The sequence below is a fragment of the Bacillus sp. FSL R10-2201 genome (genome assembly GCF_038008665.1).
Lineage (GTDB): Bacteria > Bacillota > Bacilli > Bacillales > Bacillaceae_G > Bacillus_A > Bacillus_A mycoides.
Genome location: NZ_JBBOZP010000001.1, coordinates 1387196 through 1413123 on the forward strand (window position 1 = coordinate 1387196; position 25928 = coordinate 1413123).

31 protein-coding genes and 1 other annotated feature are annotated in these 25928 nt (G+C 37.2%); of the genes, 26 read left to right on the forward strand and 5 right to left on the reverse strand.

All coding sequences use genetic code 11. The features are described from left to right. Positions 1-19 precede the first annotated feature (19 nt). Positions 20-439, forward strand: a complete 420-nt coding sequence (locus NSQ69_RS07205) for a MarR family winged helix-turn-helix transcriptional regulator (RefSeq protein WP_002064429.1) — start codon at positions 20-22, stop codon at positions 437-439. Between the two features lie 153 nt (positions 440-592). Continuing rightward, complete coding sequence (locus NSQ69_RS07210) at positions 593-748, forward strand: hypothetical protein (protein ID WP_002011733.1); 156 nt, start codon at positions 593-595, stop codon at positions 746-748. A gap of 22 nt (positions 749-770) precedes the next feature. Here the strand turns inward: NSQ69_RS07210 and NSQ69_RS07215 are convergent, their stop codons facing one another. Continuing rightward, complete coding sequence (locus tag NSQ69_RS07215; protein WP_050000112.1) at positions 771-2024, reverse strand: dicarboxylate/amino acid:cation symporter; 1254 nt, start codon at positions 2022-2024, stop codon at positions 771-773. Between the two features lie 968 nt (positions 2025-2992). Between NSQ69_RS07215 and NSQ69_RS07220 the strand changes: the two genes are divergently transcribed. Beyond that, positions 2993-4336 (forward strand): TrkH family potassium uptake protein, encoded by a 1344-nt coding sequence (locus NSQ69_RS07220; protein ID WP_002168825.1) that lies wholly within the window; start codon positions 2993-2995, stop codon positions 4334-4336. Positions 4337-4370: 34 nt separating this feature from the next. On the opposite strand, the gene NSQ69_RS07225 is transcribed toward NSQ69_RS07220, so the two are convergent. Continuing rightward, positions 4371-4745, reverse strand: coding sequence for a hypothetical protein (locus NSQ69_RS07225; RefSeq protein WP_002011728.1), 375 nt, complete (start codon positions 4743-4745; stop codon positions 4371-4373). 172 nt (positions 4746-4917) lie between these two features. On the opposite strand from NSQ69_RS07225, the gene ytfJ reads away from it, so the two are divergent. Both ytfJ and NSQ69_RS07235 read left to right on the forward strand, forming a co-directional pair. Beyond that, positions 4918-5325 carry a GerW family sporulation protein gene (ytfJ, locus tag NSQ69_RS07230; protein ID WP_002168824.1) on the forward strand — a complete coding sequence of 136 codons (408 nt, stop codon included), beginning with the start codon at positions 4918-4920 and terminating at the stop codon, positions 5323-5325. Positions 5326-5433: 108 nt separating this feature from the next. Further along, the gene (locus NSQ69_RS07235; protein WP_000608225.1) at positions 5434-5523 is read left to right on the forward strand and encodes a hypothetical protein; all 90 of its coding nucleotides are present in this window, start codon (positions 5434-5436) and stop codon (positions 5521-5523) included. Positions 5524-5951: 428 nt separating this feature from the next. Here the strand turns inward: NSQ69_RS07235 and NSQ69_RS07240 are convergent, their stop codons facing one another. Next, on the reverse strand, positions 5952-6191 hold the full coding sequence (locus NSQ69_RS07240; RefSeq protein WP_002011725.1) for a YkuS family protein: 240 nt from the start codon (positions 6189-6191) through the stop codon (positions 5952-5954). An 86-nt stretch (positions 6192-6277) separates the two neighbouring features. After that, on the reverse strand, positions 6278-6517 hold the full coding sequence (locus NSQ69_RS07245) for a DUF3911 family protein (RefSeq protein WP_002011724.1): 240 nt from the start codon (positions 6515-6517) through the stop codon (positions 6278-6280). A gap of 59 nt (positions 6518-6576) precedes the next feature. Here NSQ69_RS07245 and NSQ69_RS07250 point away from each other — a divergent pair, with 59 nt between their 5' ends. From NSQ69_RS07250 to NSQ69_RS07350, 21 genes are all read left to right on the forward strand, one after another. Then, positions 6577-6792 carry a hypothetical protein gene (locus tag NSQ69_RS07250; RefSeq protein WP_078177944.1) on the forward strand — a complete coding sequence of 72 codons (216 nt, stop codon included), beginning with the start codon at positions 6577-6579 and terminating at the stop codon, positions 6790-6792. Between the two features lie 141 nt (positions 6793-6933). Further along, a complete protein-coding gene (gene ilvE / locus NSQ69_RS07255) occupies positions 6934-7830 on the forward strand; it encodes a branched-chain-amino-acid transaminase (RefSeq protein WP_002011723.1) in 897 nt (298 codons plus the stop codon). Positions 7831-7845: 15 nt separating this feature from the next. Further along, positions 7846-8074 (forward strand) — a binding site (T-box leader). A 72-nt stretch (positions 8075-8146) separates the two neighbouring features. Beyond that, the gene (ilvB, locus tag NSQ69_RS07260; protein WP_002168823.1) at positions 8147-9847 is read left to right on the forward strand and encodes an acetolactate synthase large subunit; all 1701 of its coding nucleotides are present in this window, start codon (positions 8147-8149) and stop codon (positions 9845-9847) included. After that, positions 9844-10353: an acetolactate synthase small subunit gene (ilvN, locus tag NSQ69_RS07265; RefSeq protein WP_000822948.1), complete on the forward strand. Its 510-nt coding sequence runs from the start codon at positions 9844-9846 to the stop codon at positions 10351-10353. Before ilvB ends, ilvN begins: the two co-directional genes overlap by 4 nt. A gap of 21 nt (positions 10354-10374) precedes the next feature. Then, complete coding sequence (gene ilvC / locus NSQ69_RS07270; protein WP_003188179.1) at positions 10375-11391, forward strand: ketol-acid reductoisomerase; 1017 nt, start codon at positions 10375-10377, stop codon at positions 11389-11391. Between the two features lies 1 nt (position 11392). Further along, positions 11393-12913, forward strand: a complete 1521-nt coding sequence (gene leuA / locus NSQ69_RS07275; RefSeq protein WP_002186328.1) for a 2-isopropylmalate synthase — start codon at positions 11393-11395, stop codon at positions 12911-12913. Between the two features lie 78 nt (positions 12914-12991). Beyond that, on the forward strand, positions 12992-14056 hold the full coding sequence (gene leuB / locus NSQ69_RS07280; protein WP_002011718.1) for a 3-isopropylmalate dehydrogenase: 1065 nt from the start codon (positions 12992-12994) through the stop codon (positions 14054-14056). Next, positions 14056-15450 carry a 3-isopropylmalate dehydratase large subunit gene (gene leuC / locus NSQ69_RS07285; protein WP_002011716.1) on the forward strand — a complete coding sequence of 465 codons (1395 nt, stop codon included), beginning with the start codon at positions 14056-14058 and terminating at the stop codon, positions 15448-15450. The genes leuB and leuC overlap by 1 nt, the downstream gene beginning before the upstream one ends. Next, positions 15428-16009, forward strand: a complete 582-nt coding sequence (leuD, locus tag NSQ69_RS07290) for a 3-isopropylmalate dehydratase small subunit (RefSeq protein ID WP_002126281.1) — start codon at positions 15428-15430, stop codon at positions 16007-16009. Before leuC ends, leuD begins: the two co-directional genes overlap by 23 nt. Before the next feature lie 309 nt (positions 16010-16318). Then, positions 16319-17581, forward strand: a complete 1263-nt coding sequence (locus NSQ69_RS07295) for an ATP phosphoribosyltransferase regulatory subunit (RefSeq protein WP_002186327.1) — start codon at positions 16319-16321, stop codon at positions 17579-17581. Continuing rightward, positions 17557-18192, forward strand: coding sequence for an ATP phosphoribosyltransferase (gene hisG, locus NSQ69_RS07300; protein WP_033708301.1), 636 nt, complete (start codon positions 17557-17559; stop codon positions 18190-18192). Before NSQ69_RS07295 ends, hisG begins: the two co-directional genes overlap by 25 nt. Positions 18193-18203: 11 nt before the next feature. Then, positions 18204-19493: a histidinol dehydrogenase gene (hisD, locus tag NSQ69_RS07305; RefSeq protein ID WP_341099109.1), complete on the forward strand. Its 1290-nt coding sequence runs from the start codon at positions 18204-18206 to the stop codon at positions 19491-19493. Further along, positions 19493-20077, forward strand: coding sequence for an imidazoleglycerol-phosphate dehydratase HisB (gene hisB, locus NSQ69_RS07310; RefSeq protein WP_002030662.1), 585 nt, complete (start codon positions 19493-19495; stop codon positions 20075-20077). The genes hisD and hisB overlap by 1 nt, the downstream gene beginning before the upstream one ends. Next, the gene (gene hisH / locus NSQ69_RS07315) at positions 20078-20707 is read left to right on the forward strand and encodes an imidazole glycerol phosphate synthase subunit HisH (RefSeq protein ID WP_002168816.1); all 630 of its coding nucleotides are present in this window, start codon (positions 20078-20080) and stop codon (positions 20705-20707) included. Then, entirely contained in the window at positions 20680-21399 is a 720-nt protein-coding gene (gene hisA, locus NSQ69_RS07320) for a 1-(5-phosphoribosyl)-5-[(5-phosphoribosylamino)methylideneamino]imidazole-4-carboxamide isomerase (RefSeq protein ID WP_002186325.1), read from the forward strand. The genes hisH and hisA overlap by 28 nt, the downstream gene beginning before the upstream one ends. Further along, positions 21393-22151, forward strand: a complete 759-nt coding sequence (gene hisF, locus NSQ69_RS07325; protein WP_002126292.1) for an imidazole glycerol phosphate synthase subunit HisF — start codon at positions 21393-21395, stop codon at positions 22149-22151. Before hisA ends, hisF begins: the two co-directional genes overlap by 7 nt. Further along, entirely contained in the window at positions 22148-22453 is a 306-nt protein-coding gene (hisI, locus tag NSQ69_RS07330; protein WP_002086731.1) for a phosphoribosyl-AMP cyclohydrolase, read from the forward strand. Before hisF ends, hisI begins: the two co-directional genes overlap by 4 nt. A 10-nt stretch (positions 22454-22463) precedes the next feature. After that, entirely contained in the window at positions 22464-22787 is a 324-nt protein-coding gene (gene hisE, locus NSQ69_RS07335) for a phosphoribosyl-ATP diphosphatase (protein WP_002011702.1), read from the forward strand. Positions 22788-22799: 12 nt separating this feature from the next. Then, positions 22800-23819 (forward strand): histidinol phosphate phosphatase domain-containing protein, encoded by a 1020-nt coding sequence (locus NSQ69_RS07340; protein WP_033730590.1) that lies wholly within the window; start codon positions 22800-22802, stop codon positions 23817-23819. A gap of 68 nt (positions 23820-23887) precedes the next feature. Next, positions 23888-24052: a YozQ family protein gene (locus tag NSQ69_RS07345; protein WP_002030670.1), complete on the forward strand. Its 165-nt coding sequence runs from the start codon at positions 23888-23890 to the stop codon at positions 24050-24052. 135 nt (positions 24053-24187) lie between these two features. Further along, the gene (locus tag NSQ69_RS07350; protein WP_003188176.1) at positions 24188-25168 is read left to right on the forward strand and encodes a 2-hydroxyacid dehydrogenase family protein; all 981 of its coding nucleotides are present in this window, start codon (positions 24188-24190) and stop codon (positions 25166-25168) included. Positions 25169-25200: 32 nt separating this feature from the next. Here the strand turns inward: NSQ69_RS07350 and pssA are convergent, their stop codons facing one another. Further along, positions 25201-25902: a CDP-diacylglycerol--serine O-phosphatidyltransferase gene (pssA, locus tag NSQ69_RS07355; RefSeq protein ID WP_002011698.1), complete on the reverse strand. Its 702-nt coding sequence runs from the start codon at positions 25900-25902 to the stop codon at positions 25201-25203. Positions 25903-25928: the final 26 nt, after the last annotated feature.

The following is a 25928-nucleotide window of genomic DNA, read 5'->3' on the forward strand; positions in this document are numbered from 1 at the left end:
ATAAAAGGGGCTGTCAAAGTTGTCTCAAAATCGAGAACAATTAATGGAAGAACTATCGACAAATGTTTTTGCAATGTTTCGCACGTTGCGTAATGATATTGGAAAAATATTTGGTGGTTACATACCGTGGAATGAGTTCATTGTCCTTAGAATATTGAACCGTACGAATAAAGAAATGGTCTCACGTGTAGCTAATGAGTTAAATGTGTCGAATAGTCATATTACAGCTGTTACAGAAAAATTAATTAATAAAGGCTTTGTAACTCGTTCACGTTCTACATCAGATCGCCGAGTTGTATATTTAGAGATTACAGAACAAGGGAAAGAGTTAGTTGCGAAAATGGAAGGTGAGAAAAAGAAATATTTACAAGAAAGATTTTCCGCACTTTCAGAAGATGAAATGGATATAATGATATCTATTTCTAAAAAACTTATTTAAATAATTACAAATAAGAAAACGCTTACCTAATTGAAAAGAAGACCTTCCTCATATATGGAAGGTCTTCTTCTGTGTGTAATAGATGATAAAAAATAAAATGTGTATGAAAAAAGATAGAGCGCCATACTACTAATAAAGGAAGGAGGGAGAAATATGACGAATCGTAATGGTAGTCAAGGAAGTGGAAATCAAGGTTCACCAAAATCAGGGCAATTCCAGCAGGAGTTTAGTACTGAATTTGAAACGGGAAATGATAATAAAGGAAAAGAATATCGTTCGAAAAAAGGAAGTAAATCAAAAAAGGAGTGAAATGATTCACTCCTTTTTTGATTTAAGATGCTGCAGATTGATCCGTATTATATTTTTCTTCTGAGTTTGCAACAATCATTGCACAAATTGCATCACCGGAAATATTTACAGCAGTTCTAGACATATCTAGAATGCGGTCAATACCGATAATTAAAGCAATGCCTTCTACTGGTAGATTTACTTGATTTAAAACCATCGTAAGCATTACTAGTCCAACACCTGGTACACCTGCAGTACCGATACTAGCTAGTACAGCAGTTAATACGACCATAGCTAATTGTGGTAATGTAAGTTCAACGCCGTATACTTGAGCGATAAATACAGTTGCTACCCCTTGCATAATAGCAGTACCATCCATATTTATCGTTGCACCTAGTGGTTGTACAAAAGAGCTTATCGCTTTTGGAACTCCAAGTTTTTCTTGGGCGGTTTTCATGGCAAATGGAAGGGAAGCATTAGAGCTAGATGTACTAAACCCAATTGCCATTACCGGACCGAAATGTTTAAAGAAACGAATAATACTTTCTTTGGCTAGTACCTTTAATAAGCCGCCGTATACGAAGACACCGTGAATAATGAGTACCAACATAACGACAATCATATACTTGAACATCGCAGCGACGCCTGCAAGACCCATTTTACCAACGGATGAAGCGAGCAACCCGAATGTTCCGATTGGAGCTAATTTCATGACGAGATTAACAAGATACATCATTAATTCGTTGCCCTGTTCAAGTAATGAATGGACACCTTGAACTCGTTTTCCTAAAACAGCTAAACCGAGTCCGATCAATGCGGCAAAGGCAATAATTTGTAGCATGTTCCCATCAGCCATCGCTTTTGCTGGATTATCTGGCACAATATTCAGCAATGTATCAACGAAAGATGTTTCAGTTTTTGCACCTTCATACTTAAGCCCGTCTGTTTTAAAGTTACCGCCAGCTCCTGGTTTTATGATAAGTGCAAATGTAACTGCAATAGAGATAGCGACAGCTGTTGTTACGAGAAAGAATGAAATTGATTTTAAACCAATTCTTCCAAGTTGTTTCGGATCTCCAAGACCAGCAGCACCAAGTACGATAGAAATGAACACAACAGGAACAACTAGCATTTCAATAAGGCGAATAAACAGTTGACCAAGTGGATTGAACGCATATTGATTCAATGGCTCAAAAATAGATGGAGCAGCTAAATTTAAAGTGAGTCCGACAACTAGACCGAGAAATAATGCAATTAAGATTGCCTTTGTTTTTGTAAAATTGCTTTCTAAATTAATTATACCGAAAAAATACCTATTTTGACAATATTTTCTGAATATTCAGTGTGAAAATGTCTGTTTCAATGTATATAGTCCAGTTTTGCTGAAATATGTGGAAAGAATACATTTATGTATTTGGAAAAAAATAGACCATCACATGATGGCCTAGGGAAGGGGACAATTTATGTCAATTTAATTAGGGATGGAAAGCTGTTCAAGACACTGGGGAATGTCTTATAAATTAGGGAGGAACAGCTCCGATACGTATACTATAAAAGGTAGATGTGATCCTCGTGTGAACATGGAGTGAAAGAGAGAGGGAGTTTCAAATAAAAGATAGAAAGAATAAAAAAATAAGACCATCACATATATGATGGTCAAGGGAAGGGGACAATTTATGTCAATTTAATTAGGGATGGAAGCTATTCAAAGACACTGGGGAATGTCTTATAAATTAGGGAGGAACAGCTTCGATACATATACTATAAAAGGTGGATGTGATCCTCGTGTGAACATGGAGTGAAAGAGAGAGGGAGTTTCAAATAAAAGATAGAAAGAATAAAAAAATAAGACCATCACATATAGGATGGTCAAGGAAGGGGACAATTTATGTCAATTTAATTAGGGATGGAAAGCTGTTCAAGACACTGGGGAATGTCTTATAAATTAGGGAGGAACAGCTCCGATACATATACTATAAAAGGTAGATGTGACCCTCGTGTGAACTTGGAGTGAAAGATATGGGAATTTGAAAAGGGATAAAATAGTTGTTGTAAGAGTTATAGTATAAGTGGAGATATAATAGAAAATATTCTTTTGTAAAACGATAGGAGTCTGAATATAAATAAAAGTTGAAATCTATGAAAAAAAGGATTATGCTCAACTATATTATGAGAATATAAGGTTTATCCCGCTACTTGTAGGCTCTTAAAGAGTCTTTATTTATGAGGGGATAAAAGCTTCACTTGATAAAGGGAGTTAGTGATATGGAAGTAGCAAAAAAACAAGGGTTGTATAATCGTTTTATACGATTGAATCCACCACAAATTTTAGCATTAGGCTTTTTTTGTTTAATTGTGGTCGGAGGATTGTTATTAAAGTTACCGTTTGCAACGAAAGTACATATTAGTTGGGTAGATGCTTTCTTTACAGCTACGTCGGCAGCGACTGTAACCGGTTTAGGTGTTGTAGATACTGCGAGTACGTTTACGATGTTTGGTGAAATTGTTATTATGTTTTTAATTCAAACGGGTGGTCTCGGTCTTATGACGATAGCCATTTTAATTGTTTGGGTATTAGGGAAAAAAATTGGTTTACGCCACCGATTATTAATTGGAGAAGCATTTAATCAAACAAATATTGGTGGTCTTGTGAAATTAGTAAAACGTGTTTTTATTTTTTCTATTTGTATTGAGCTAATTGGAGTTATCTTTTTATCGATTCGCTTTATTCCAGAGTTTGGTTTTGGAAAAGGTTTATACTATAGTATTTTTCACGTTATTGCGTCATATAATAATGCCGGCTTTGCGCTTTGGCCAGATAATTTAACAAGATACGTAGGAGATCCTATTATTAATATTGGGATTTGTTCTTTAATTGTAATAGGAGGGTTAGGGTTTACGGTATTAATTGATATATGGTATAGCCGTAGTTTCCGAAAATTATCACTGCACTCCAAAATCATGATTGTTGGAACGATAGCACTTAATGTTATTGCGATGCTTGTGATTTTTGTATTGGAATATAATAATGTGAAGACTTTGGGGCACTTATCTTTAAATGAAAAGTTATGGGCTTCGTTCTTCCAAGGAATTACACCTCGTACAGCTGGTTTTAACACGGTAGATTATGGGGGGATGGAAGAGTCATCGATACTATTTACGATGGTATTAATGTTTATTGGTGCAGGAAGTGTATCGACAGGCGGTGGAATTAAGTTAACGACATTCGTTATTTTAATTACATCAGTTCTTTCTTTCTTTAGAAAGAAAGAGGATTTTGTTTTGTTTCAGCGTACGATTAAAATGTCGACAGTAACGAGAGCGTTAGCAATTGTCGTTGCTAGTCAAATACTTATTTTTACAGCGGTATTTGTATTAATGCTTACAGAAGACTTCAGTTTTATTCAGTTATTATTTGAGACAATTTCAGCGTTTGGTACAGTAGGGTTAACAATGGGGATTACTGCGAAGCTATCGGCGTTTGGAAAATGTATTATTATGTTTGTTATGTTTTGTGGATTAATCGGACCGTTAACACTTGTGTTCTCTTTGGCACGACCAGCAAAACAAAAAATTAAATATCCATCAGAAGATGTATTTACAGGATAAGGTATCCCGCATAAAGCGAGATACCTTTTTCTTTTTAAAAAAGAGAGAACAATAAACCAATAAGCGCCACCCGGAATAAAATCGCAATGAGTGCAGCGATACCACCCACAATGGCAGCGGTACCGCCAGTTACAGTAGCCCCGCGATTATAAGCGTAAATACCAAGTAGAACAGACACAAGACCAAATAGTGTTGGGAATGTGAATAATGATAATATTGCTAAGGCAAGAGCAATGAAACCAGCAGTCGATCCAGCTGCAGACGATCTTACATCATCGTTATCTTTATCATCATAATCGATACGCTGTGGTGCAACTTCAGCTGCGTATTCTTCTTTATAATCACTATCTATTCGATCTCTTTTTTTATATTCATCAAATTTCTCAGTCAAAGTAAGGACTCCTTTCATAACAAGGTTCAATAGTAGTATGTATCTCTTTTTCCTTTTTATCCGAGCATGTACAGGGAGTAATATCCAATTGGAAAGTGGAAAATGTTTTTTCAAAATAGGAAAACTTAGTATGACTTCCTCTATTTTGGAAAGTATAAAAAAGAATAATGAGGAAAGGGTGTAGTACATAATGGAACATCCAATTGAAAATTTAATGAAAACAGCAATGACAAATTTAAAAGAGATGGTAGATGTAAATACGATTGTTGGAAGTCCGGTTTCAACAGCTGACGGAAATGTAGTATTAACAGTATCTCAAGTGGCTTTTGGTTTTGGAGCTGGTGGAAGTGACTTTAAAGGTGATTTTATTTCCGAAAAACATAACAGCGGACAAGGGCAGCATAAAGAGAACAAGCAAAGTCATCCATTCGGAGGCGGAAGCGGGGCTGGGGTTTCTATTAGCCCAGTTGCTTTTTTAGTAGTTGGTTCTAACGGTGTGCAAGTGTTGCATCTCAATAGTAGTACACATTTAATTGAAAAAGCGTTAAATACTGTGCCAAGCACTGTGGATAAATTTGTGAATGGTCGCCAAAAGTGAACTTGCATTTTTTAGGAATTATGATATATTAGAAAAAGTGCGCTTTAGGACGATCGGAATAATTGAACTGTAAATATATATGATGTGTGGAATAAGGGAGAGGAATTTATGATTAATATCAAAAACTTAGTAGTTGGCTTATGTATGTTAGTAAGCGGTTTTGTTGTATATGTAATAAAAGAAAAAGCTCCATTCTAAAACAGACAAACCGTTAATGTCTGTTTTTAATTTGTAAAAAATGTTGACAAGTTATTGTATTGGTGTTAAAATTTTAATTCGTGTCTCGGTTAAAGCTAGTGTAAAGTAAATAAATCTTATGAATATAATACGAAAAGTTTGCGAAAGATCGGGTAGTCTTACCAACAACTTTTGTGAACAAACCCTATAAATTGTATATGTAAGCTTTATATGTATACTAGTGAATCAAGGAGCGGTCAGTGGAACCGTAATGATGAGAGAGAGGTAGGGCTTTCATCCAGTATATGTTACTTTCCCGTTAGGTGAATATAAAAAAGAGGGCTCCTTTTGAAAAGGAGCCCTCTTTCTATAAATAAATTGAAACTATAATCAGTGGGACCATTCCATTCCCTTTACATGTTAGCTCACAAATAATGTGATAAAAATGATTAAGTGCGGTTTTCAACTTGCTGACAAATTTCATCTGTTGTTAAACCATGTGCTTTAATTACAGATCCTTTTATCGATGTATCTGCAATGCCCATCATATTAGAATCTTGCCCGGTTACAACGCAACAATCACACCCATGTGCATCATTTTCAGAGTTAAGTGAAACGACTTCATGTCCTTGTTGCTGAAGAGCTTGTTGAACATCTGTTAAAGAGTTCTCAACACCAATTCTAGCCATAATTTTCACCTCCTACCATCTAGTTGCTAGTATGCTCAAGTCCATAGCATATATTTATGAAAAGATGGTAGGAAGAGAATATTTGTTTAGTCGTTATATACACCAGTAAGCATTTGACTAACGAATTGATCATTTAATGTATCTTGTGCTGAACTGTTATTAGACTGAATATCGATTGAAGCTGTGTAGTTGTTATGTTTCCTACTATTTGGTTCTACTTCAACGTAATTATCGAATTTACAAAATCCTTTCGTATCCATTAGATCAAATAGTTGTAGCATTTCTACTACCTCTTGTCTCGTTCCTTTAATTTGTACACACGCCATTGTTATTTCCTCCTTCAATTTGACAAATTGTTTTTTAAAAATAGGATTATGATTACTAAATGAAAAATATGAATGTTATTTTTAGACAGCGTTATTTTTGTTATTTTCCCCCTTTTTCACCAAAAGTCGTTGTATATTCCCGGATTTATAAAATCGGACGTCCGTTTATTGAATACAATAGATTCGTATCAATTGGCGAAAACCCTTCTTTTAAACAAATATTTTTTTTAGTAGAATTTGACGAAAAAATTTTTTTGACTTTTTGTAAACGTTAACAATGTTATTAAATCAATATGAACAAAGATGTACGTACGATTAAAAATTAAAAATTTTCTAAAAATTCACTTGATTTATTTGAAAAGGAGAGTAGACTAGGAAACAATAAAAAACTCATAGAACATAGGGGGCGCTTTCAAGTGAACGAGCAGTGGATTTTCTTAAATGGAGAATTTGTTCCAAAAGACGAAGCAAAGGTTTCAGTATATGATCATGGCTATTTATATGGCGATGGAGTGTTCGAAGGAATTAGGGTATATAGCGGTAATGTTTTCCGTTTGAGAGAGCATCTTGTCCGGTTATATGAATCAGCGAAATCCATCATGTTAGAAATTCCATATACGTTAGAAGAAGCAACGAAAATCGTTGTTGAAACGATTCGACAAAACAAACTATCTAATGGATATATCCGCCTCGTTGTATCAAGAGGACCTGGGAACTTGGGATTAGATCCCGATTCTTGTACGAAACCAAATGTAGTAGTAATTGCAGAGCAATTATCTTTATTTCCACAAGAATATTATGAAAAAGGGATTCCGATTATAACAGTTGCAACGCGTCGCAATCGCCCGGATGTTTTATCGCCTCAAGTAAAATCTTTAAATTACTTAAATAATATTTTAGTTCGCATTGAGGCGAAATTAGCTGGAGTACAAGAAGCACTTATGTTAAATGACCAAGGATATGTAGCTGAAGGCTCTGGAGATAATGTATTTATTGTGAAGGGAAATAAATTAATTACACCACCAAGTTCTGCTGGAGCGTTAGAAGGTATTACACGAAACGCGATTTTAGAAATCGGCGAAAAACTTGGATATGACGTAAGAGAAGAATTATTTACAAGGCATGATGTATATGTAGCTGATGAAGTGTTTTTAACAGGAACAGCTGCTGAAGTAATTGCTGTTACGACAGTAGATGGAAGAACGATTGGTTTAGGTAGAACAGGGCCACATACGAATCGTTTATTAGAAGAATTCCGTAAATTAGTTGTAGAAGATGGAGAGAAAATTTACGAAGAAAATAAAGTTGGATAATAGCTCTTATGACATGATAAAGCGTTGATAGGGAGGAGTAGTTGACTGTGAAGCCTCACAGAGAGTCGGTGGTTGCTGGAAACCGATGGTTCACGTCGACGAACATCACCCTTGAGTGCTAAGCTGAAACGTTTGTTTAGGCTTAGACGGTAGCTCCGTTATTAGCTAGACTCATATCCCGAGTCACTGAGGCAAGAGTAATCTTGCAAAGAAGGGTGGTACCGCGAAATCTTTCGTCCCTTCAGCACATAGCTGGAGTGTGGACGTAGGATTTTTTTATTTTATAAATGTTTAAAAAAGGGGGCTTATAAGAAAAATGTCTTCAAAAACGGAAGAGAAACTGGCAACTGGTGCACAGCTATTGTTAGAAGCGCTAGAAAAGGAAGGAGTAGAGGTGATTTTTGGTTATCCAGGTGGTGCGGTTTTACCTCTATATGATGCGCTTTATGATTGTGAAATTCCGCATATTTTAACGAGGCATGAGCAAGGTGCAATTCATGCTGCTGAAGGATATGCAAGAATTACAGGCAATCCAGGAGTGGTAATTGCAACAAGTGGACCGGGTGCTACAAATGTTATTACTGGTCTAGCTGACGCGATGATTGATTCATTGCCACTTGTTGTATTTACAGGGCAAGTAGCAACAACGTTAATCGGGAGTGATGCTTTCCAAGAAGCTGATATTATGGGGCTTACGATGCCGGTGACAAAACATAATTATCAAGTACGAAAAGCATCGGATTTACCCCGAATTATTAAAGAAGCATTTCATATCGCTAGAACAGGAAGACCAGGCCCAGTCGTAATTGACCTTCCGAAAGATATGGTAGTAGAGAAAGGTGAGCGATGTAGTGATGTTCAAATGGATTTACCAGGATACCAGCCTAATTACGAACCGAATCTACTACAAATAAACAAATTATTACAAGCGATTGCGACTTCAAAAAAACCGTTAATTTTAGCTGGAGCAGGTGTATTGCATGCGAAGGCATCGAAAGAATTAACAAGCTTTGCTCGTAAATATGAAATTCCTGTTGTTCATACTTTACTTGGTCTTGGTGGTTTTCCGCCAGATGATAAATTATTTCTTGGGATGGGAGGAATGCACGGTTCTTACACGGCTAATATGGCGTTATATGAATGTGATCTACTTATAAATATAGGAGCAAGATTTGACGATCGTCTTACTGGAAATTTAGCTTATTTTGCTAAAGAAGCGATTGTCGCACATATAGATATTGATCCAGCAGAAATCGGAAAAAATGTGCCGACTGAAATTCCAATTGTTGCGAGTGCGAAGCAAGCATTAGAAGCTCTACTCAACTTTAAGGAAGGGGAAGTAAATCACAATGATTGGCTCTCATTATTGAATAGTAGAAAAGAAAAATACCCTCTTTCTTACAAAGAGCATTCGGAATGTATTAAGCCTCAATATGCAATTGATATGCTATACGAAATTACGAAAGGGGAAGCGATTGTAACGACAGATGTTGGGCAACATCAAATGTGGGCAGCTCAATATTATCCGCTGAAAAATCCAGATAAATGGGTAACTTCTGGAGGCTTAGGAACAATGGGCTTCGGATTTCCAGCAGCAATAGGTGCACAAATCGCAAAGCCTGAAGAACTAGTTATTGCAATTGTTGGTGATGCGGGATTTCAAATGACCCTGCAAGAACTAAGTGTATTAAAAGAGCATTCTTTACCAGTTAAAGTGTTTATTTTAAATAATGAAGCTTTAGGAATGGTAAGACAATGGCAAGAGGAATTTTATAATGGGCGATATTCGCACTCCTTACTTTCATGCCAACCAGATTTTGTTGCGCTTGCCAATGCTTATGGCATAAAAGGTGTTCGTATTGAAGACCCACTTCTTGCAAAGCAACAATTACAGTATGCAATTGAGTTAAGAGAGCCTGTTGTAATTGATTGCCGCGTACTTCAATCCGAAAAGGTAATGCCGATGGTTGCCCCAGGAAAAGGCGTTCATCAAATGGAGGGAGTGGAGAAAAGGTGAAGAGAATTGTAACAGCGACAGTTCGAAATCAAAGCGGTGTGTTAAATCGAATTACAGGTGTTATGACACGTAGACATTTTAATATTGAAAGTATTTCAGTAGGTCATACGGAATCATCGGATATTTCGAGAATGACGATTGTTGTACACGTTGAAAATGAACAGCAAGTTGAGCAGTTAATTAAACAACTTCATAAGCAAATTGATGTACTGAAAGTATCAGATATTACAGAAGAAGCGATGATCGCTAGAGAACTTGCACTTATTAAAGTAGCAACGTCTGTAGCAAGAGCAGAATTATATAGTTTAATTGAACCGTTCCGAGCCGCTGTAATAGACGTTGGGAAGGATTCCATAGTGGTGCAAGTAACAGGTACCCAGGAGAAAGTAGAAGCGTTAATTGAATTACTTCGTCCATATGGTTTGAAAGAAATTGCTAGAACAGGTGTAACAGCATTTACACGTAGTATGAAAAAACAAGATAAACAAGTTATGTTAATTCAATAATTATTTAAAAAATAGGGGGAAATGAAAATGGCGAAAGTTTATTATGAAAAAGACGTAACGGTAAATGTATTAAAGGAAAAGAAAGTAGCAATCATCGGATATGGATCGCAAGGCCATGCGCATGCGCAAAACTTACGTGATAACGGATTTGATGTGGTAGTAGGACTGAGGAAAGGGAAGTCATGGGATAAGGCGAAAGAAGACGGTTTTTCTGTATATACAGTAGCGGAAGCAGCAGAAAAAGCAGATGTAGTAATGATTCTACTACCTGATGAATTACAGCCGGAAGTATATGAAGCTGAAATTGCACCAAACTTACAAGGCGGCAATTCTCTCGTTTTCGCGCATGGATTTAATGTTCACTTTGATCAAGTAAAACCGCCAGCTAATGTAGATGTATTTCTAGTAGCACCGAAAGGTCCAGGACATCTAGTACGTCGTACGTTTGCGGAAGGGGGAGCTGTTCCTGCATTATTTGCCGTATATCAAGATGCAACAGGAGTTGCGACTGAAAAGGCACTTTCATATGCAGATGGAATTGGGGCGACGAGGGCAGGTGTATTAGAAACAACGTTTAAAGAAGAAACAGAAACAGATTTATTTGGAGAGCAAGCTGTACTTTGCGGCGGAGTGACTGCACTAGTAAAAGCTGGGTTTGAAACGTTAGTTGATGCTGGTTATCAACCGGAAGTTGCATATTTTGAATGTTTACATGAACTAAAACTAATCGTTGACCTTATGTATGAAGGCGGACTTGAAAATATGAGATATTCAGTTTCAGATACAGCGCAGTGGGGCGACTTCGTATCAGGACCACGCGTTGTAACGGAAGATACGAAGAAAGCGATGGGTGCAGTGCTAGCAGAAATTCAAGATGGTACATTTGCAAGAGGCTGGATTGCAGAGCATAAAGCAGGAAAACCAAATTTCCATGCGACAAATGAGAAAGAGAATGAACACGAAATTGAAGTAGTTGGACGTAAATTACGTGAAATGATGCCGTTTGTACAGCCGCGAGTAAAGGCAGGGGTCAAATAATATGAAGCAAATTTTGTTCATGGATACGACGCTACGTGATGGCGAACAATCACCAGGAGTTAATTTAAATGAACAAGAGAAATTACAGATTGCGAGGCAACTAGAGAGACTTGGTATTAATGTAATGGAAGCTGGATTCGCAGCAGCTTCTGAAGGTGATTTTCAATCGGTAAAACGTATCGCAAATACCATTCAAAATGCTACGGTTATGAGTTTAGCTAGAGCGAAAGAAAGTGATATTCGAAGAGCCTATGAAGCTGTGAAAGGCGCTGTCTCTCCTCGTTTACACGTATTTTTAGCTACGAGTGACATTCATATGAAATATAAGCTTTGTATGTCAAAAGAAGATGTATTAGATAGCATACATCGCTCGGTTACGCTTGGGAAATCACTATTTCCAACAGTTCAATTTTCAGCAGAAGATGCAACAAGAACATCGAGAGCATTTTTAGCGGAAGCAGTAGAAGTCGCGATTCGCGCAGGAGCGAATGTAATCAATATTCCTGATACAGTTGGATATACGAATCCAGAAGAATATTATTCTCTTTTTAAATACTTACAAGAATCCGTTCCGTCGTATGAAAAAGCAATTTTCTCTTGTCATTGTCACGATGATCTTGGGATGGCAGTAGCGAATTCGTTAGCTGCGGTCGAAGGCGGAGCGTTACAAGTAGAAGGAACGATTAATGGAATTGGAGAAAGAGCGGGGAATGCGGCGCTAGAAGAAGTCGCGGTTGCTCTCCATATTAGAAAAGACTTCTATGAAGCAGAATCCTCTATGACATTAAAAGAAATTAAAGCGACGAGTACGTTAGTAAGTCGGTTAACGGGTATGGTTGTACCGAAAAATAAGGCGATTGTTGGAGCAAATGCTTTTGCTCACGAATCAGGTATCCATCAAGACGGTGTATTAAAAGAAGTAACGACGTATGAAATTATTGAACCATCACTGATTGGAGAGTCACAAAATTTATTTGTATTAGGAAAGCATTCCGGGCGCCATGCGTTTACTGAAAAAATGAAAGAACTTGGTTATGAGTTTACAAAAGAAGAACGAGATGTGGTGTTTGAAGCATTTAAAAACTTGGCTGACCGCAAAAAAGAAATTACAGAAGAAGATTTACGTGCGCTTATGCTTGGTGAAGCAGCATTTGCGGCCCAGCAATATAGCATTACTCAATTGCAAGTACATTTCGTATCAAATAGTACACAGTGTGCAACGGTTGTACTAAAAGATGAGGAAGGAAATATGTACGAAGATGCAGCAACTGGTTCTGGAAGTATTGAAGCGATCTATAATGCAATTCAAAGAATTTTAGGATTAGAATGTGACTTAGCGGATTATCGCATACAATCTATAACGCAAGGTCAAGATGCACTTGCACATGTTCATGTTGAATTAAAAGAAGGAACTCATCAAGTATCAGGTTTTGGTGTTGCGCAAGACGTATTAGAAGCATCGGCGAGAGCGTATGTTCATGCGGCCGGAAAATTAAAATCTTTTATTACTCTTATGAAGTAACTGTTTGATAAGTGAGGGGATCGTCCCTTACTTATCAAAATATATTTCTGAAAATTCAGATAAAAAGGGGTGTTTTAATTGGAAAAACGTATCGTTTGTTTAGCGGGTGATGGTGTTGGTCCGGAAATTATGGAAAGCGCGAAGGAAGTATTGCATATGGTAGAGAGGCTATATGGACATCACTTTCATTTACAAGATGAGTACTTTGGCGGAGCGGCTATCGATTTAAATGGGCAACCATTACCACAGCGAACACTTGCCGCTTGTTTAGCGAGTGATGCGGTTTTACTTGGAGCGGTTGGTGGACCGCGGTGGGATGATGCGAAAGAAAGGCCAGAGAAAGGATTATTAGCTTTAAGAAAAGGACTTGGTGTATTTGCGAACGTTCGTCCTGTAACAGTAGAAAGCGCAACTGCACATTTATCGCCATTAAAAAACGCAGATGAAATTGACTTCGTTGTCGTTCGTGAACTAACAGGCGGTATTTATTTCTCTTATCCGAAAGAAAGAACGGAAGAATCGGCAACCGATACACTTACGTACCATCGTCATGAAATTGAACGTATCGTGTCGTATGCTTTTCAATTAGCGAGTAAGAGAGAGAAAAAAGTAACCTCTATTGATAAAGCGAATGTTTTAGAATCTAGTAAATTGTGGAGAGCTGTTACGGAAGAAGTAGCTCTTCGTTATCCTAATGTTGAATTAGAGCACATTTTAGTAGATGCAGCTGCTATGGAGTTAATTCGAAACCCAAGGAGATTTGACGTTATCGTAACAGAAAATTTATTTGGTGATATTTTGAGCGACGAGGCTTCTGTATTAGCAGGGTCATTAGGAATGCTTCCATCAGCGAGCCATGCGGAAAACGGGCCGTCTTTATATGAGCCTATTCACGGATCAGCGCCAGATATTGCAGGTAAAAATAAAGCGAATCCAATTGCGATGATGCGTTCAGTAGCGATGATGCTTGGGCAATCATTTGGATTAACGAGAGAAGGGTATGCGATTGAAGAGGCAATTTCTGCAGTTCTTCAATCTGGGAAATGTACAGCTGATATTGGGGGGAATGAGACGACAACTTCATTTACGAGGGCAGTTATTCAAGAAATGGAAGAGCAGGCACTAGTAGGGAGAGGAAGATAATGGGAAAAAGGTTACTAGATAAGCTTTGGGAAAGACATGTAGTTGTAACGAATGAAAATGGATTGGATTTATTATATATCGATCTTCATCTCGTTCATGAAGTAACGTCACCGCAAGCCTTTGAAGGCTTGCGGCTTGCAAATCGAACTGTTCGGAGACCGGAATTAACGTTTGCAACGATGGATCATAATATTCCAACGAAAGATGTTTGGAATATTACCGATCGCATTGCGAAGCAGCAATTGGATACACTTCGTGACAATTGTAAACAATTTAAGGTGCGATTAGCCGATATTGGTGATGAAGAGCAAGGAATCGTTCACGTTATAGGACCAGAACTTGGGCTCACACAACCGGGGAAAACGATTGTATGCGGTGATAGCCATACAGCAACCCACGGTGCTTTCGGTGCTTTAGCGTTTGGTATTGGTACGAGTGAAGTAGAACATGTATTAGCAACTCAAACGTTGTGGCAACGAAAACCGAAAGCGATGGGGATTGAATTAAAAGGAAAGTTACCGAAAGGCGTTTATGCAAAGGATATTATTTTGCATCTTCTCTCAAAGTACGGTGTAGCGGTTGGAACGGGGCATGTAATGGAATTCTACGGAGAGACGATTCGTGATATGGGTATGGAAGAGAGAATGACACTTTGCAATATGGCAATTGAAGGGGGAGCGAAAGCTGGCATCATTGCACCAGATGAGAAAACATTTTCTTATGTAAAAGGGCGTGAATATGCACCGAAAGACTATGAAACGTTTACGGGAAAATGGTCGGAGCTTTATACAGATTCAGATGCAATTTATGATTTACATATTTCGGTAGATGTTACGGATTTAGCACCGTATGTCACTTGGGGAACAAATCCTAGTATGGGTGTTCCTATTGATGAAAAATTACCAGAGAAGCATAACGAAAATGATGAAAGAGCATTTTCATATATGGGATTGAGCCCTGGGCAAAGTACGTTTGAAATTCCTGTTAAGCATGTCTTCATTGGTTCTTGTACAAATTCACGTTTATCTGACTTAGAAATTGCTGCATCTGTTGTAAAAGGGAAAAAGGTAAAAGAAGGTGTGCGAGCACTCGTTGTACCAGGATCAAAAAGTGTGAGAGAGCGGGCGATGCAAAAAGGCTTACATCGCATATTTGAAGAAGCGGGATTTGAATGGAGAGAGCCTGGATGTTCAATGTGTCTTGGGATGAATCCAGATCAAGTACCTGAAGGAGAACATTGTGCTTCTACTTCAAATCGTAATTTTGAAGGAAGGCAAGGGAAAGGAGCACGAACACATTTAGTAAGTCCAGCTATGGCTGCAGCAGCTGCGTTATATGGTCATTTTGTTGATATTAGAAAGGAGAGTTACGATGGAACCATTTCATATTCATAAAGGTACTGCCGCAGTACTTATGAATGATAACATTGATACAGATCAAATTATTCCGAAGCAATATTTGAAGAGAATTGAAAGGACGGGATTTGGAAAATATTTATTTGATGAGTGGCGTTACGATAATGAGCGCCATGAAAATCCTAATTTCCCCCTTAATGCACAAGAACGAAAAGGAGCAAGTATATTAATTACAGGTGATAATTTTGGATGTGGTTCTTCAAGAGAACATGCTCCGTGGGCGCTTGCGGATTATGGTTTCCGCGTTATTATCGCCGGAGGATTTGCAGATATTTTTTATATGAATTGTATGAAGAATGGTATGTTACCGATTGTAATGGATAAAGAGATGCGTGAACAACTTGCCAAAACGAATGCGAGAGATCAAATGGAAGTTGATTTAGAGAATGAAGTAATTATTACGAATACGCACAGGTTTCATTTTACAATCGAGAAAATGTGGAAAGAAAAATTATTAAATGGTCTAGATGAAATCAGCATTACAATGCAATATGAACAAGAAATTGAAGAGTATGAAAGAAAAGTAGCTTCACACTAACTAAAAGTAGAATATTCGAAATGTATTTACATTCAGAATTAACTGTTATATAATATGTAAAAAATCAGAGGAGAAAGGGAGTAAGTATTATGAATATCGTGCAATCTATTAAAATGCTTACAAAATTACATCATCATACATGAAACCCTTGAACCTAACGTGAAAACGTGTAGGCACAAGGGTTATTCCCGTTGTACCTACACTCTACTAAAGAGCCTTGTAGGTATTTTGTCTACAAGGCTCTTTTTATTTTCGGTTTGGGTGGATGGAATGGGCATAAATTAAAGAGGGAAGGGTGTGTGAATTCAGATGACAAAGTGGAAACGGGCAAATCCGAATGGAACGAGAGATTACTTATTCGAAGAATGTACGTTAATTGAAGAAGTGGAACAAAAATTAAGACGGACCTTTTTAGAGAGAGGTTATGAAGAAATAAGGACACCTACAATTGAATTTTATGATGTTTTTGCATTTCAAAACAGGCCGATAGATGAAGAAAAGATGTATAAATTTTTCGATGAAAAAGGACGGATTATCGTTTTACGCCCAGATATGACAATTCCTTTAGCAAGAGTAATTGGAACACAGAGAGGGGATATTCCTCTTAAAGTAACTTATAGCGGGAATGTATTTCGGGCGAATGAGTCCCTTACTGGGAAATATAATGAAATAGTACAAAGTGGTATTGAAATTATCGGGATTGAAAATGTAAGGGCTGAAATTGAATGTGTGATAAGCGTAATTCAAGCACTTCAAAAATTAAAGGTGCAATCTTTCACAATTGAGATTGGGCAAGTGCAGTTATATAAATGTATCGTAAAAAAGCTCCCCATTAATGATGAAGAAGAGAAGTTACTTAGAACGTATATTGAAAGTAAAAATTATGCCGGACTCTCACACTTTATAGAAGAAAAGAAATTAAATCGGTGTGATGAAACAGTAAGGTTACTTGAGAAACTACCAAGGTTATTCGGGAGTTTAGATGTTGTTGAGGAAGCAGAAAAACTCGCCTCAAGTAATGAAATGAAAATGGCCATTGCGAGAGTGAAAGAAATATATGAAACAATTGAACAGTTAGGATATGGCTCTTACATATCAATTGATTTAGGTATGGTTCAACATTTGGATTATTATACGGGTGTTATTTTCAAAGGGTATATATATGAAATTGGAGAAGAGATTGTTAGTGGCGGAAGATATGATGAGTTAATTGGAAATTTTGGAGAGATGACGCCAGCGGTTGGGCTCGCGGTGCAAGTAAATCAAATAGTTAAGGCACTTCAAGAGCAGCAAGAACCATATAAACGAAAGAGAATAGATATTATGATTCATTATGAGTTAAATAGATTAGCAGAAGCGGAAAGGTTACGAAATTTACTTCAAAAGGACGGGAAGAATGCCCAGTTATCTTTATTCTCTAATTTAAACGATACTTTTCAATTTGCAAACAAGAATAAAATAATGACAGTCGTTGAGGCGAAGAGTGAGTCACTAGTGGAATATGTATGGAGAGAGAAATGGATCATCCAGAAAGAAGGGGAGGCTTCATGCGTAACATTCAAATTGCGTTAACGAAAGGAAGATTAGAAAAGCATGTTATTCCACTTTTTGAAAAAATTGGAATTGATTGTTCAGAGCTCAAAGATAAAGGAAGAAAACTTGTGTTTAAAAGTAAAAACACAAACATTTCATTTATTTTAGTGAAAGCGGTAGATGTTGCTACTTATGTAGAACATGGCGTAGCTGATATTGGAGTCGTTGGAAAAGATATATTAATGGAATTTGAGAAAGATATATATGAGATGGTCGATTTAGGAGTGGGCGTGTGTAAATTTTGTGTCGCTTCTATTCCTACGTATAATCCGAAGAGTTATCGAAAAAAACGAATTGCTACGAAATATCCGCACATTACTTCTACATATTTTCATGATAAAGGGGAGGATGTAGAAATTATTAAAATAGAAGGATCTGTAGAGATTGCTCCACTTCTAGGTTTGGCAGATGCAATTGTTGATATTGTTGAAACAGGAAAAACATTACAAGAAAACGGGTTAATTGTATTTGAGGAAATGTGCTCTATATCAGCTCGAATGATTGTGAATAAGGCTGCATTGAAAACTAAAAAAGACGAAATATTCTGCATTATAAATATGATGGAACAAGAAATTTTGTCAGGGAAATAGGGGGACTTTAAATGGAGATAGTTTTTGAAGATTTCCAAGAGGCTTTATCGAAAATAAAATTGCTACGAGAAAGCGCTCATATAATAGAAGAAACTGTTCAAAGAAGTGTAAGCGAAATTGTTCAAAACGTAAGGGAGAGTAAAGATGAGGCGTTATCGTTCTATACAAAAAAGTTTGATGGTGTAGAAATCAAAAATTTTCGTGTAAGTGCAGAAGAAATAAAACAAGCAAGTAGGTTTGTAGAACAAGCTTTTTTAGAAGCGTTAGAAGAGGCAAAGAAAAACATTGTCTCGTATCATGAAAAGCAAAAAAGACAATCTATGTTTGATTGCGTGAGTGAAGGGGTAATTAGAGGGCAGCTTATTCGTCCGTTAGAAAATGTAGGTGTATATGTGCCGGGCGGGACTGCTTCGTATCCTTCATCAGTATTAATGAATGTATTGCCAGCAAAACTCGCAGGAGTGAAAAAAATTGTAATGGTAACACCGCCGAAGCAAGGAGGAATTGATCCGCATATTTTAGCTGCTGCAAGTCTTGCAGGTGTAGATGAAATATATATGGCCGGTGGTGCTCAAGTAATTGCTGCTCTAGCATATGGAACGGAATCGATTCCTAAAGTAGATAAAATAGTTGGACCAGGGAATTTATATGTCACGCTAGCGAAGCGAGAAGTATATGGGATAGTCAATATCGATATGATTGCTGGACCATCAGAAATTGTAGTTATCGCAGATGAAACAGGAAATGCCGAATATATTGCTGCTGATTTATTATCACAGGCAGAACATGACGAGAGGGCAACAGCTATTTGTATTACAACAAATATAAAGCTTGCTAAAGAAGTAGAAAGAGAAATAGAAAGGCAGCTAGAGACGTTGCCTAGAAGTGAAATCGCTCGTGAATCCATAAAAAGAAATGGAGCAATTTTTATTGTCCCTTCTTTAGAAGAGGCGTTTCAATTATCAAATGAAATCGCTCCAGAACATTTAGAGTTACACATAAAAGAGCCAATGAATGCTCTAGCTTATGTAAAGCATGCTGGATCAATTTTTCTTGGTCCATATGCACCTGAACCGCTCGGAGATTATTTGGCGGGGCCGAATCACGTATTACCGACAAGTGGAACGGCAAGATTTTTTTCTCCGTTATCCGTCGATGATTTCGTAAAAAAATCAAGCTTCGTTTCGTATACGGAAGAAGCGTTAAGAAGTGTACAGCATCATATTGTAGAACTTGCAAATAAAGAAGGTTTACATGCACACGCAAGAGCAATCCAAATTAGGTTTAAGGAGGAAGAATAATGCGCGAGTCTAGTCAAGTACGTGAGACGACGGAAACAAAAATTAAATTAAGTTTGCAACTTGATGAAAGTACGAATGTTTCTGTGCAAACAGGAGTTGGATTTTTTGATCATATGCTAACTTTATTTGCTAGACACGGAAGATTTGGTTTGCAAATTGAAGCTGAAGGTGATGTATTCGTTGATGCTCATCATACGGTTGAAGATGTTGGAATTGTACTCGGAACTTGCTTGAAAGAATCATTGCAAAATAAAGAGGGGATTAACCGTTACGGCTCAGCGTATGTACCGATGGATGAATCTTTAGGATTTGTCGCGATTGATATAAGCGGGCGCTCATATATTGTATTTCAAGGTGAATTAACAAATCCGAAGCTAGGGGATTTTGACACAGAATTAACGGAAGAATTTTTTAGAGCAGTTGCTCATGCTGCAAATATTACGTTACATGCTCGCATTTTATACGGAAGCAATACACATCACAAAATTGAAGCTTTATTTAAAGCGTTCGGTCGAGCGCTTAGAGAGGCAGTCGATAAAAATGCCAATATTAATGGTGTAAATTCAACGAAAGGGATGTTGTAATTGATTGCAATTATAGATTATGGAATGGGAAATATTCGTAGTGTGGAACAAGCATTAAAATATATTGGAACAGAGTACATCATAACGGATGATAAAAAAGAAATATTGAGAAGTGATGGAGTTATTTTACCAGGAGTAGGCACATTTCCGAAAGCGATGGGCGTTTTAGAAGAAAAAGATTTAGTATGTGTGCTAAAAGAAGTTGGGAGCTTAGGAAAACCGCTTCTGGGTATTTGCTTAGGAATGCAGCTTTTATTTGAAAAAAGTGAGGAACTACAAAATTGTAACGGATTAAATTTATTGCCAGGTGTTATTCGAAAGTTAAAAGTTCCTTATAAAATTCCACATATGGGGTGGAATGAATTAAAAAAAGAAGGAGAAATATCGCTTTGGAATGGAGTAGAGGACGGTTCTTTCGTATATTATGTCCACTCTTATTATGCAGATTGCCCGAATGAAATTGTGTATGGGGCAAGTGAATATGGAGTGAAAGTACCTGGTTTTGTAGCAAAAGGAAATATATTTGGCGCACAGTTTCATCCTGAAAAAAGTGGGGAAATTGGGATGCGAATGTTAAAAAATTTCAAAGGGGTGGTAGAAGCATGGAAATCTTCCCAGCTATCGATGTAAAAGAAGGACGATGCGTCAGGCTTTATCAAGGAGAGTTTAGTAAAGAAACGGTGATGAATGAAGATCCAGTCGCACAAGCAATCATATTTGAAAAACTTGGAGCGAAAATACTACACGTTGTTGATTTAGATGGAGCAATTGTTGGGGAGTCAGTAAATTTACCTGTCATTGAAAAAATATGCAAGGCGGTACGTATTCCAGTGCAAATTGGAGGAGGAGTTCGGTCACTCGCGGCAGTGGAGAAGTTGTTGTCAGTAGGTGTAGAAAAAGTGATATTAGGAACGGCTGCCCTTTACGATAAATTATTTTTAGAAGAAGCGGTTCGTCTATATAAGGAGCAAATCATAGTTGGAATTGATGCGAAAAATGGTTTCGTAGCAACGAGGGGCTGGTTAGATGTGTCTGAAATTTCGTACATCGATTTAGCGAAGCAAATGGAAAGTGTAGGTGTTCAAACGATTGTGTTTACGGACATTTCAAAAGATGGGACACTTGCAGGACCAAATTTTGAGCAATTAGAGTTACTGCAAAAAAGTGTGGGTATTCGTGTGATTGCATCTGGAGGTGTCGCATCTATTCAAGATGTGAAAAGATTAAATGATATGAACATATATGGCGTCATTATTGGGAAGGCACTTTACGAGAAAACGATTGATTTAGAAAAAGTGTTACAGGTAACAAAACTATGTTAGCAAAACGAATTATTCCATGTCTAGATGTGAAAGAAGGGCGGGTAGTAAAGGGTGTGAATTTTATAGGGTTACAAGACGTCGGTAATCCTGTTGAAATAGCCGCATTATATAATGATGCGGGAGCAGATGAAATCGTATTTTTAGACATTACTGCGACGCATGAAGGGCGAAAAACGATTATAGATGTTGTAGAACAAACAGCCTCAAAGGTGTTTATTCCTCTTACAGTTGGCGGGGGGATTTCAAGTGTTAAAGATATGTACAATTTACTAAGAGCTGGAGCAGATAAAGTTTCAATAAACTCAGCGGCAGTGAGAAATCCGAAGTTAATCCAGGAAGGTGCGGAACATTTTGGCTCACAATGTATTGTCGTAGCAATCGATGCTAGAAAAGTAGCAGAAGATAAATGGAATGTATACGTAAATGGCGGAAGACTTAATACGGGAATGGATGCAATCGAATGGGCGAGACGCGTTGCCCAGCTCGGAGCAGGAGAAATTTTGTTGACGAGTATGGATGCAGATGGAACGAAAAACGGATATGATCTTCGTTTAACTGGAGCAATTTCAAACAGCGTTTCTGTTCCAGTAATCGCATCAGGTGGATGTGGTCATGTGGATCACATTATAGAAGTATTTCAAAAGACAACAGTTGATGCAGCATTAGCGGCATCAATCTTTCATTATGGTGAAGCGACTGTACAAGATGTAAAGAGAAAATTAAGAGAAGCAAACGTTGAGGTGCGGTTATGAAACCTAATTTTGCAAAAGGATTGATACCAGCTGTTGTTATCGAGGAAGATACGAAAGAAGTTTTAATGTTAGCTTATATGAATGAAGAAGCGTATGACAAGACGCTGGAAACGAAAAGAACATGGTTTTATTCCCGTTCGAGACAATCGTTATGGAATAAAGGAGGTACATCGGGAAATGTCCAATATGTGCAATCACTTTATTTAGACTGTGATCAAGATGCAATCGTTGTTGTCGTAAAGCAAGTAGGGCCTGCTTGCCATACGGGAGAAAAAACGTGTTTTCACTACAAAATTATATAGGGGGATACATATGGAAGATATCCTTAAGTTATTATTTGAAACAATTGAAGAACGAAAGAAAAATCCACTCTCTGAATCATATACGAATTATTTATTTTCAAAAGGTGAAGATAAAATTTTAAAGAAAATTGGTGAGGAGTGCACCGAAGTAATTATTGCGTCTAAAAATAATGATAAAGAAGAAATAGTAAAAGAAATGGTTGATGTGTTCTATCACTGTTTTGTTCTATTAGCCGAAAAAAATATTCCATTAGAAGATGTCATGCAAGAAGTGAAAGAAAGAAATGGAAAGCTTTCGCGAGTAGGGGACAGAAGAGAAATAGATACATTATAAGGGGGAATATGGATGAAAGTGGACTATCACATTCATTTAGAAGAAGGGCCATATTCAATAGGGTGGCTAGCTAAAATAAATGATGCGCTACAATATTTTGAACCGCTTAAAGAAGAAAAACATTCTATGGAATGGCTTATGAAAACACAAGAACGCCTGCAAAGACGTGTGAAGGAAGGTCCATTTACAGCGAAATGGATTGATTTATATTTAGAAGAAGCTGTGCGAAAAGGTATAAAAGAAGTTGGTATTGTCGATCATTTATATCGTTTTCATGAAGCGAAAGGATATTATGAAAAGCATGTAGATATTAGTGATTCTAAGCTTGGTCGCCTGCAAAAAGAATGGTTAGATCAAGTAAGAGTAACGTCTATTTATGATTTTACAAAGGCGATTGAAGAGGCAAAAGAGCGATGGAGTAAACGAGGGATAACGCTCAAACTTGGAATTGAAGCGGATTATTTTATCGGGGGTGAACAAGAGTTAAAAGGTTTACTAGCATTAGGAGACTTGGATTATGTAATCGGTTCGGTCCATTTTATAGATGGATGGGGATTTGATAATCCAGATACGAAAGAGTATTTTGGTACGCATGAGTTACATACTTTATATCACACGTTTTTCGCTACAGTTGAAAGTGCTGTTCGTTCCGAGCTTTTTGATATTATAGCTCACCTCGATAACATAAAAGTATTTAATTATCGATTGAATGAGAATGAACAGCTTTCTTATTATAAGGAAATTGCTCGTGCGTTAGTGGAAACAAATACAGCAACAGAAATAAATGCGGGATTGTACTATCGATATCCTGTGCGCGAAATGTGCCCAAGTCCGCTTTATTTACAAGTATTAGCTAAACATGGAGTTCCGATTACTCTATCCTCAGATGCCCATTATCCGAATGATTTAGGAAAGTATGTGGAAGAGAATATAAAGACATTACGCAATCATGATATTTCTCACATAGCTACATTTACGAAACGAGTAAGAACGATGAGATTGCTTGAAGAAGAAGGAATAATTTCAAAATGAAACACGATTTTTTGATGAAAATCACCCTTTTTGTTCAAAATAAGAAAGAATGAAAAGGAGGATGAAAAATGGCGAAACAACAAAATAAACAAAACGTACAAGCGGCAGATCAAGCCTATACTTCTGAAACAAATAATACTGCTAACTCAGTTATTGAGGAACAAATTAGCGATACAGTTGCAGAAGGAACAATCGATGCGAAGCTTGGGAAAGAATCGCAAGAAAAAGCGTAAAAAGAGGGGAGAGTTGCATCTCCTCTTTTTTTATGGAGAAGTGTCGATTTTCAAAACTATAATCAAATTCCTTGGTTTTTATATGTAGATTTCTTACAATGAAATATAAGAGATATCATATTTTGTATAGAAGAGGTGTTAGTAGTGGCGAAAATATTAGTAGCAGGGAAAATTCCAGAAATCGGATTAGAATTATTGAAAAATCATGATGTAGAAATGTACAATAAAGAAGAATTAATTAGTGTAGAAGAGTTAGCAGAACGTGTAAAAGATAAAGATGCACTTTTAAGCTTACTTTCTACGAAGGTATCGAAAGAGGTTATTGACGCAGCACCAAACTTGAAAATTATCGCAAATTATGGTGCTGGTTACGATAATATTGATTACACATATGCTGGAGAAAAGGGTATTGCTGTTACAAATACGCCGAAAGTATCTACAGAGGCAACAGCAGAATTAACGTTTGCACTGCTTTTAGCAGCGGCACGTAGAATTCCTGAAGGGGATACCTTATGTCGTACAACTGGATTTAACGGCTGGGCACCATTATTTTTCTTGGGTCGTGAAGTGCACGGTAAGACAATTGGAATCATTGGCCTCGGAGAAATTGGGAAGGCAGTTGCAAAGCGTGCGAGAGCATTTGGAATGAATGTTTTATATACAGGACCAAATCGAAAGCCTGAAGCTGAAAGTGAACTGGAAGCAACATACGTAACGTTAGAAGAATTATTACAAACAGCGGACTTTATTACAATTAACTGTGCTTATAATCCGAAATTACATCATATGATTGATGAAGAACAGTTTAAAATGATGAAGAAAACAGCATATATTGTAAATGCTTCACGTGGACCAATTATGCATGAATTTGCACTTGCTCATGCACTAAAAACAAATGAAATTGAAGGTGCAGCTCTTGACGTGTTTGAATTTGAACCGAAAATTACAGAAGAGCTAAAAGGATTAAAGAATGTGGTGCTTGCTCCTCACGTAGGAAATGCAACATTCGAAACACGTGATGCAATGGCTGAAATGGCAGTAAGAAATATTTTAGCTGTATTAAATGGTGAAGAACCTGTAACACCTGTAAATCAAAAAGTATTAGTTACAAAATAAAAAAGAAACCTTCCGAAATACGGAAGGTTTTTTTATTTTTCTTTATTCGCTTTTTTAGAAGGTCTTTGTCTAATAAATTGAGATAACATATACAAAATGTATAGTGGAATAGCAATGAATAAGAAAACAGAAATGTTGCCAAAACTTGTTTGGTACATTGTGATAATAATTCCAACTAAAAATAGTGTAATAATTATGCTATATCGTGGAATTGGTACATCTTTTAAACTTGGGATACGAACACGGCTCACCATTAAAAATGCGAACGTTACAAATACGGTAATGAGAACGATTTTTGGAATGGTATGTGAAAATAATGTTAAGAAAGCAACAAGCCCTCCTGCTGCGGTAATCGGAACTCCAGTGAAATATTTCATAGAAGTAGAAGATGGTGTTACATTAAATCGTGCTAAGCGATATGCTCCGAACAGAGGGAATAATCCCGCTATGTATAGTCCAATGATTCCGTAGTTGGAAAAAGATGTGTAATACATTAAAACAGCAGGTGCTGCGCCAAATGTTACAACATCCGCGAGTGAATCAAGCTCTTTTCCCATTTGTGAATCAACGCGTAATAAACGAGCGACACGACCATCAAGACTATCTAACATCATCCCGATCAGTACTAAAATAGCAGCTGATTTATAATATCCTAAAGATGCATAGCCGATTGACAAAAATCCGCTATATAAATTCCCGAGCGTAAATAAGTTTGGAATAGCTGCTCTATACAAAATCTGATCCCTTGCTTTCTGTTATA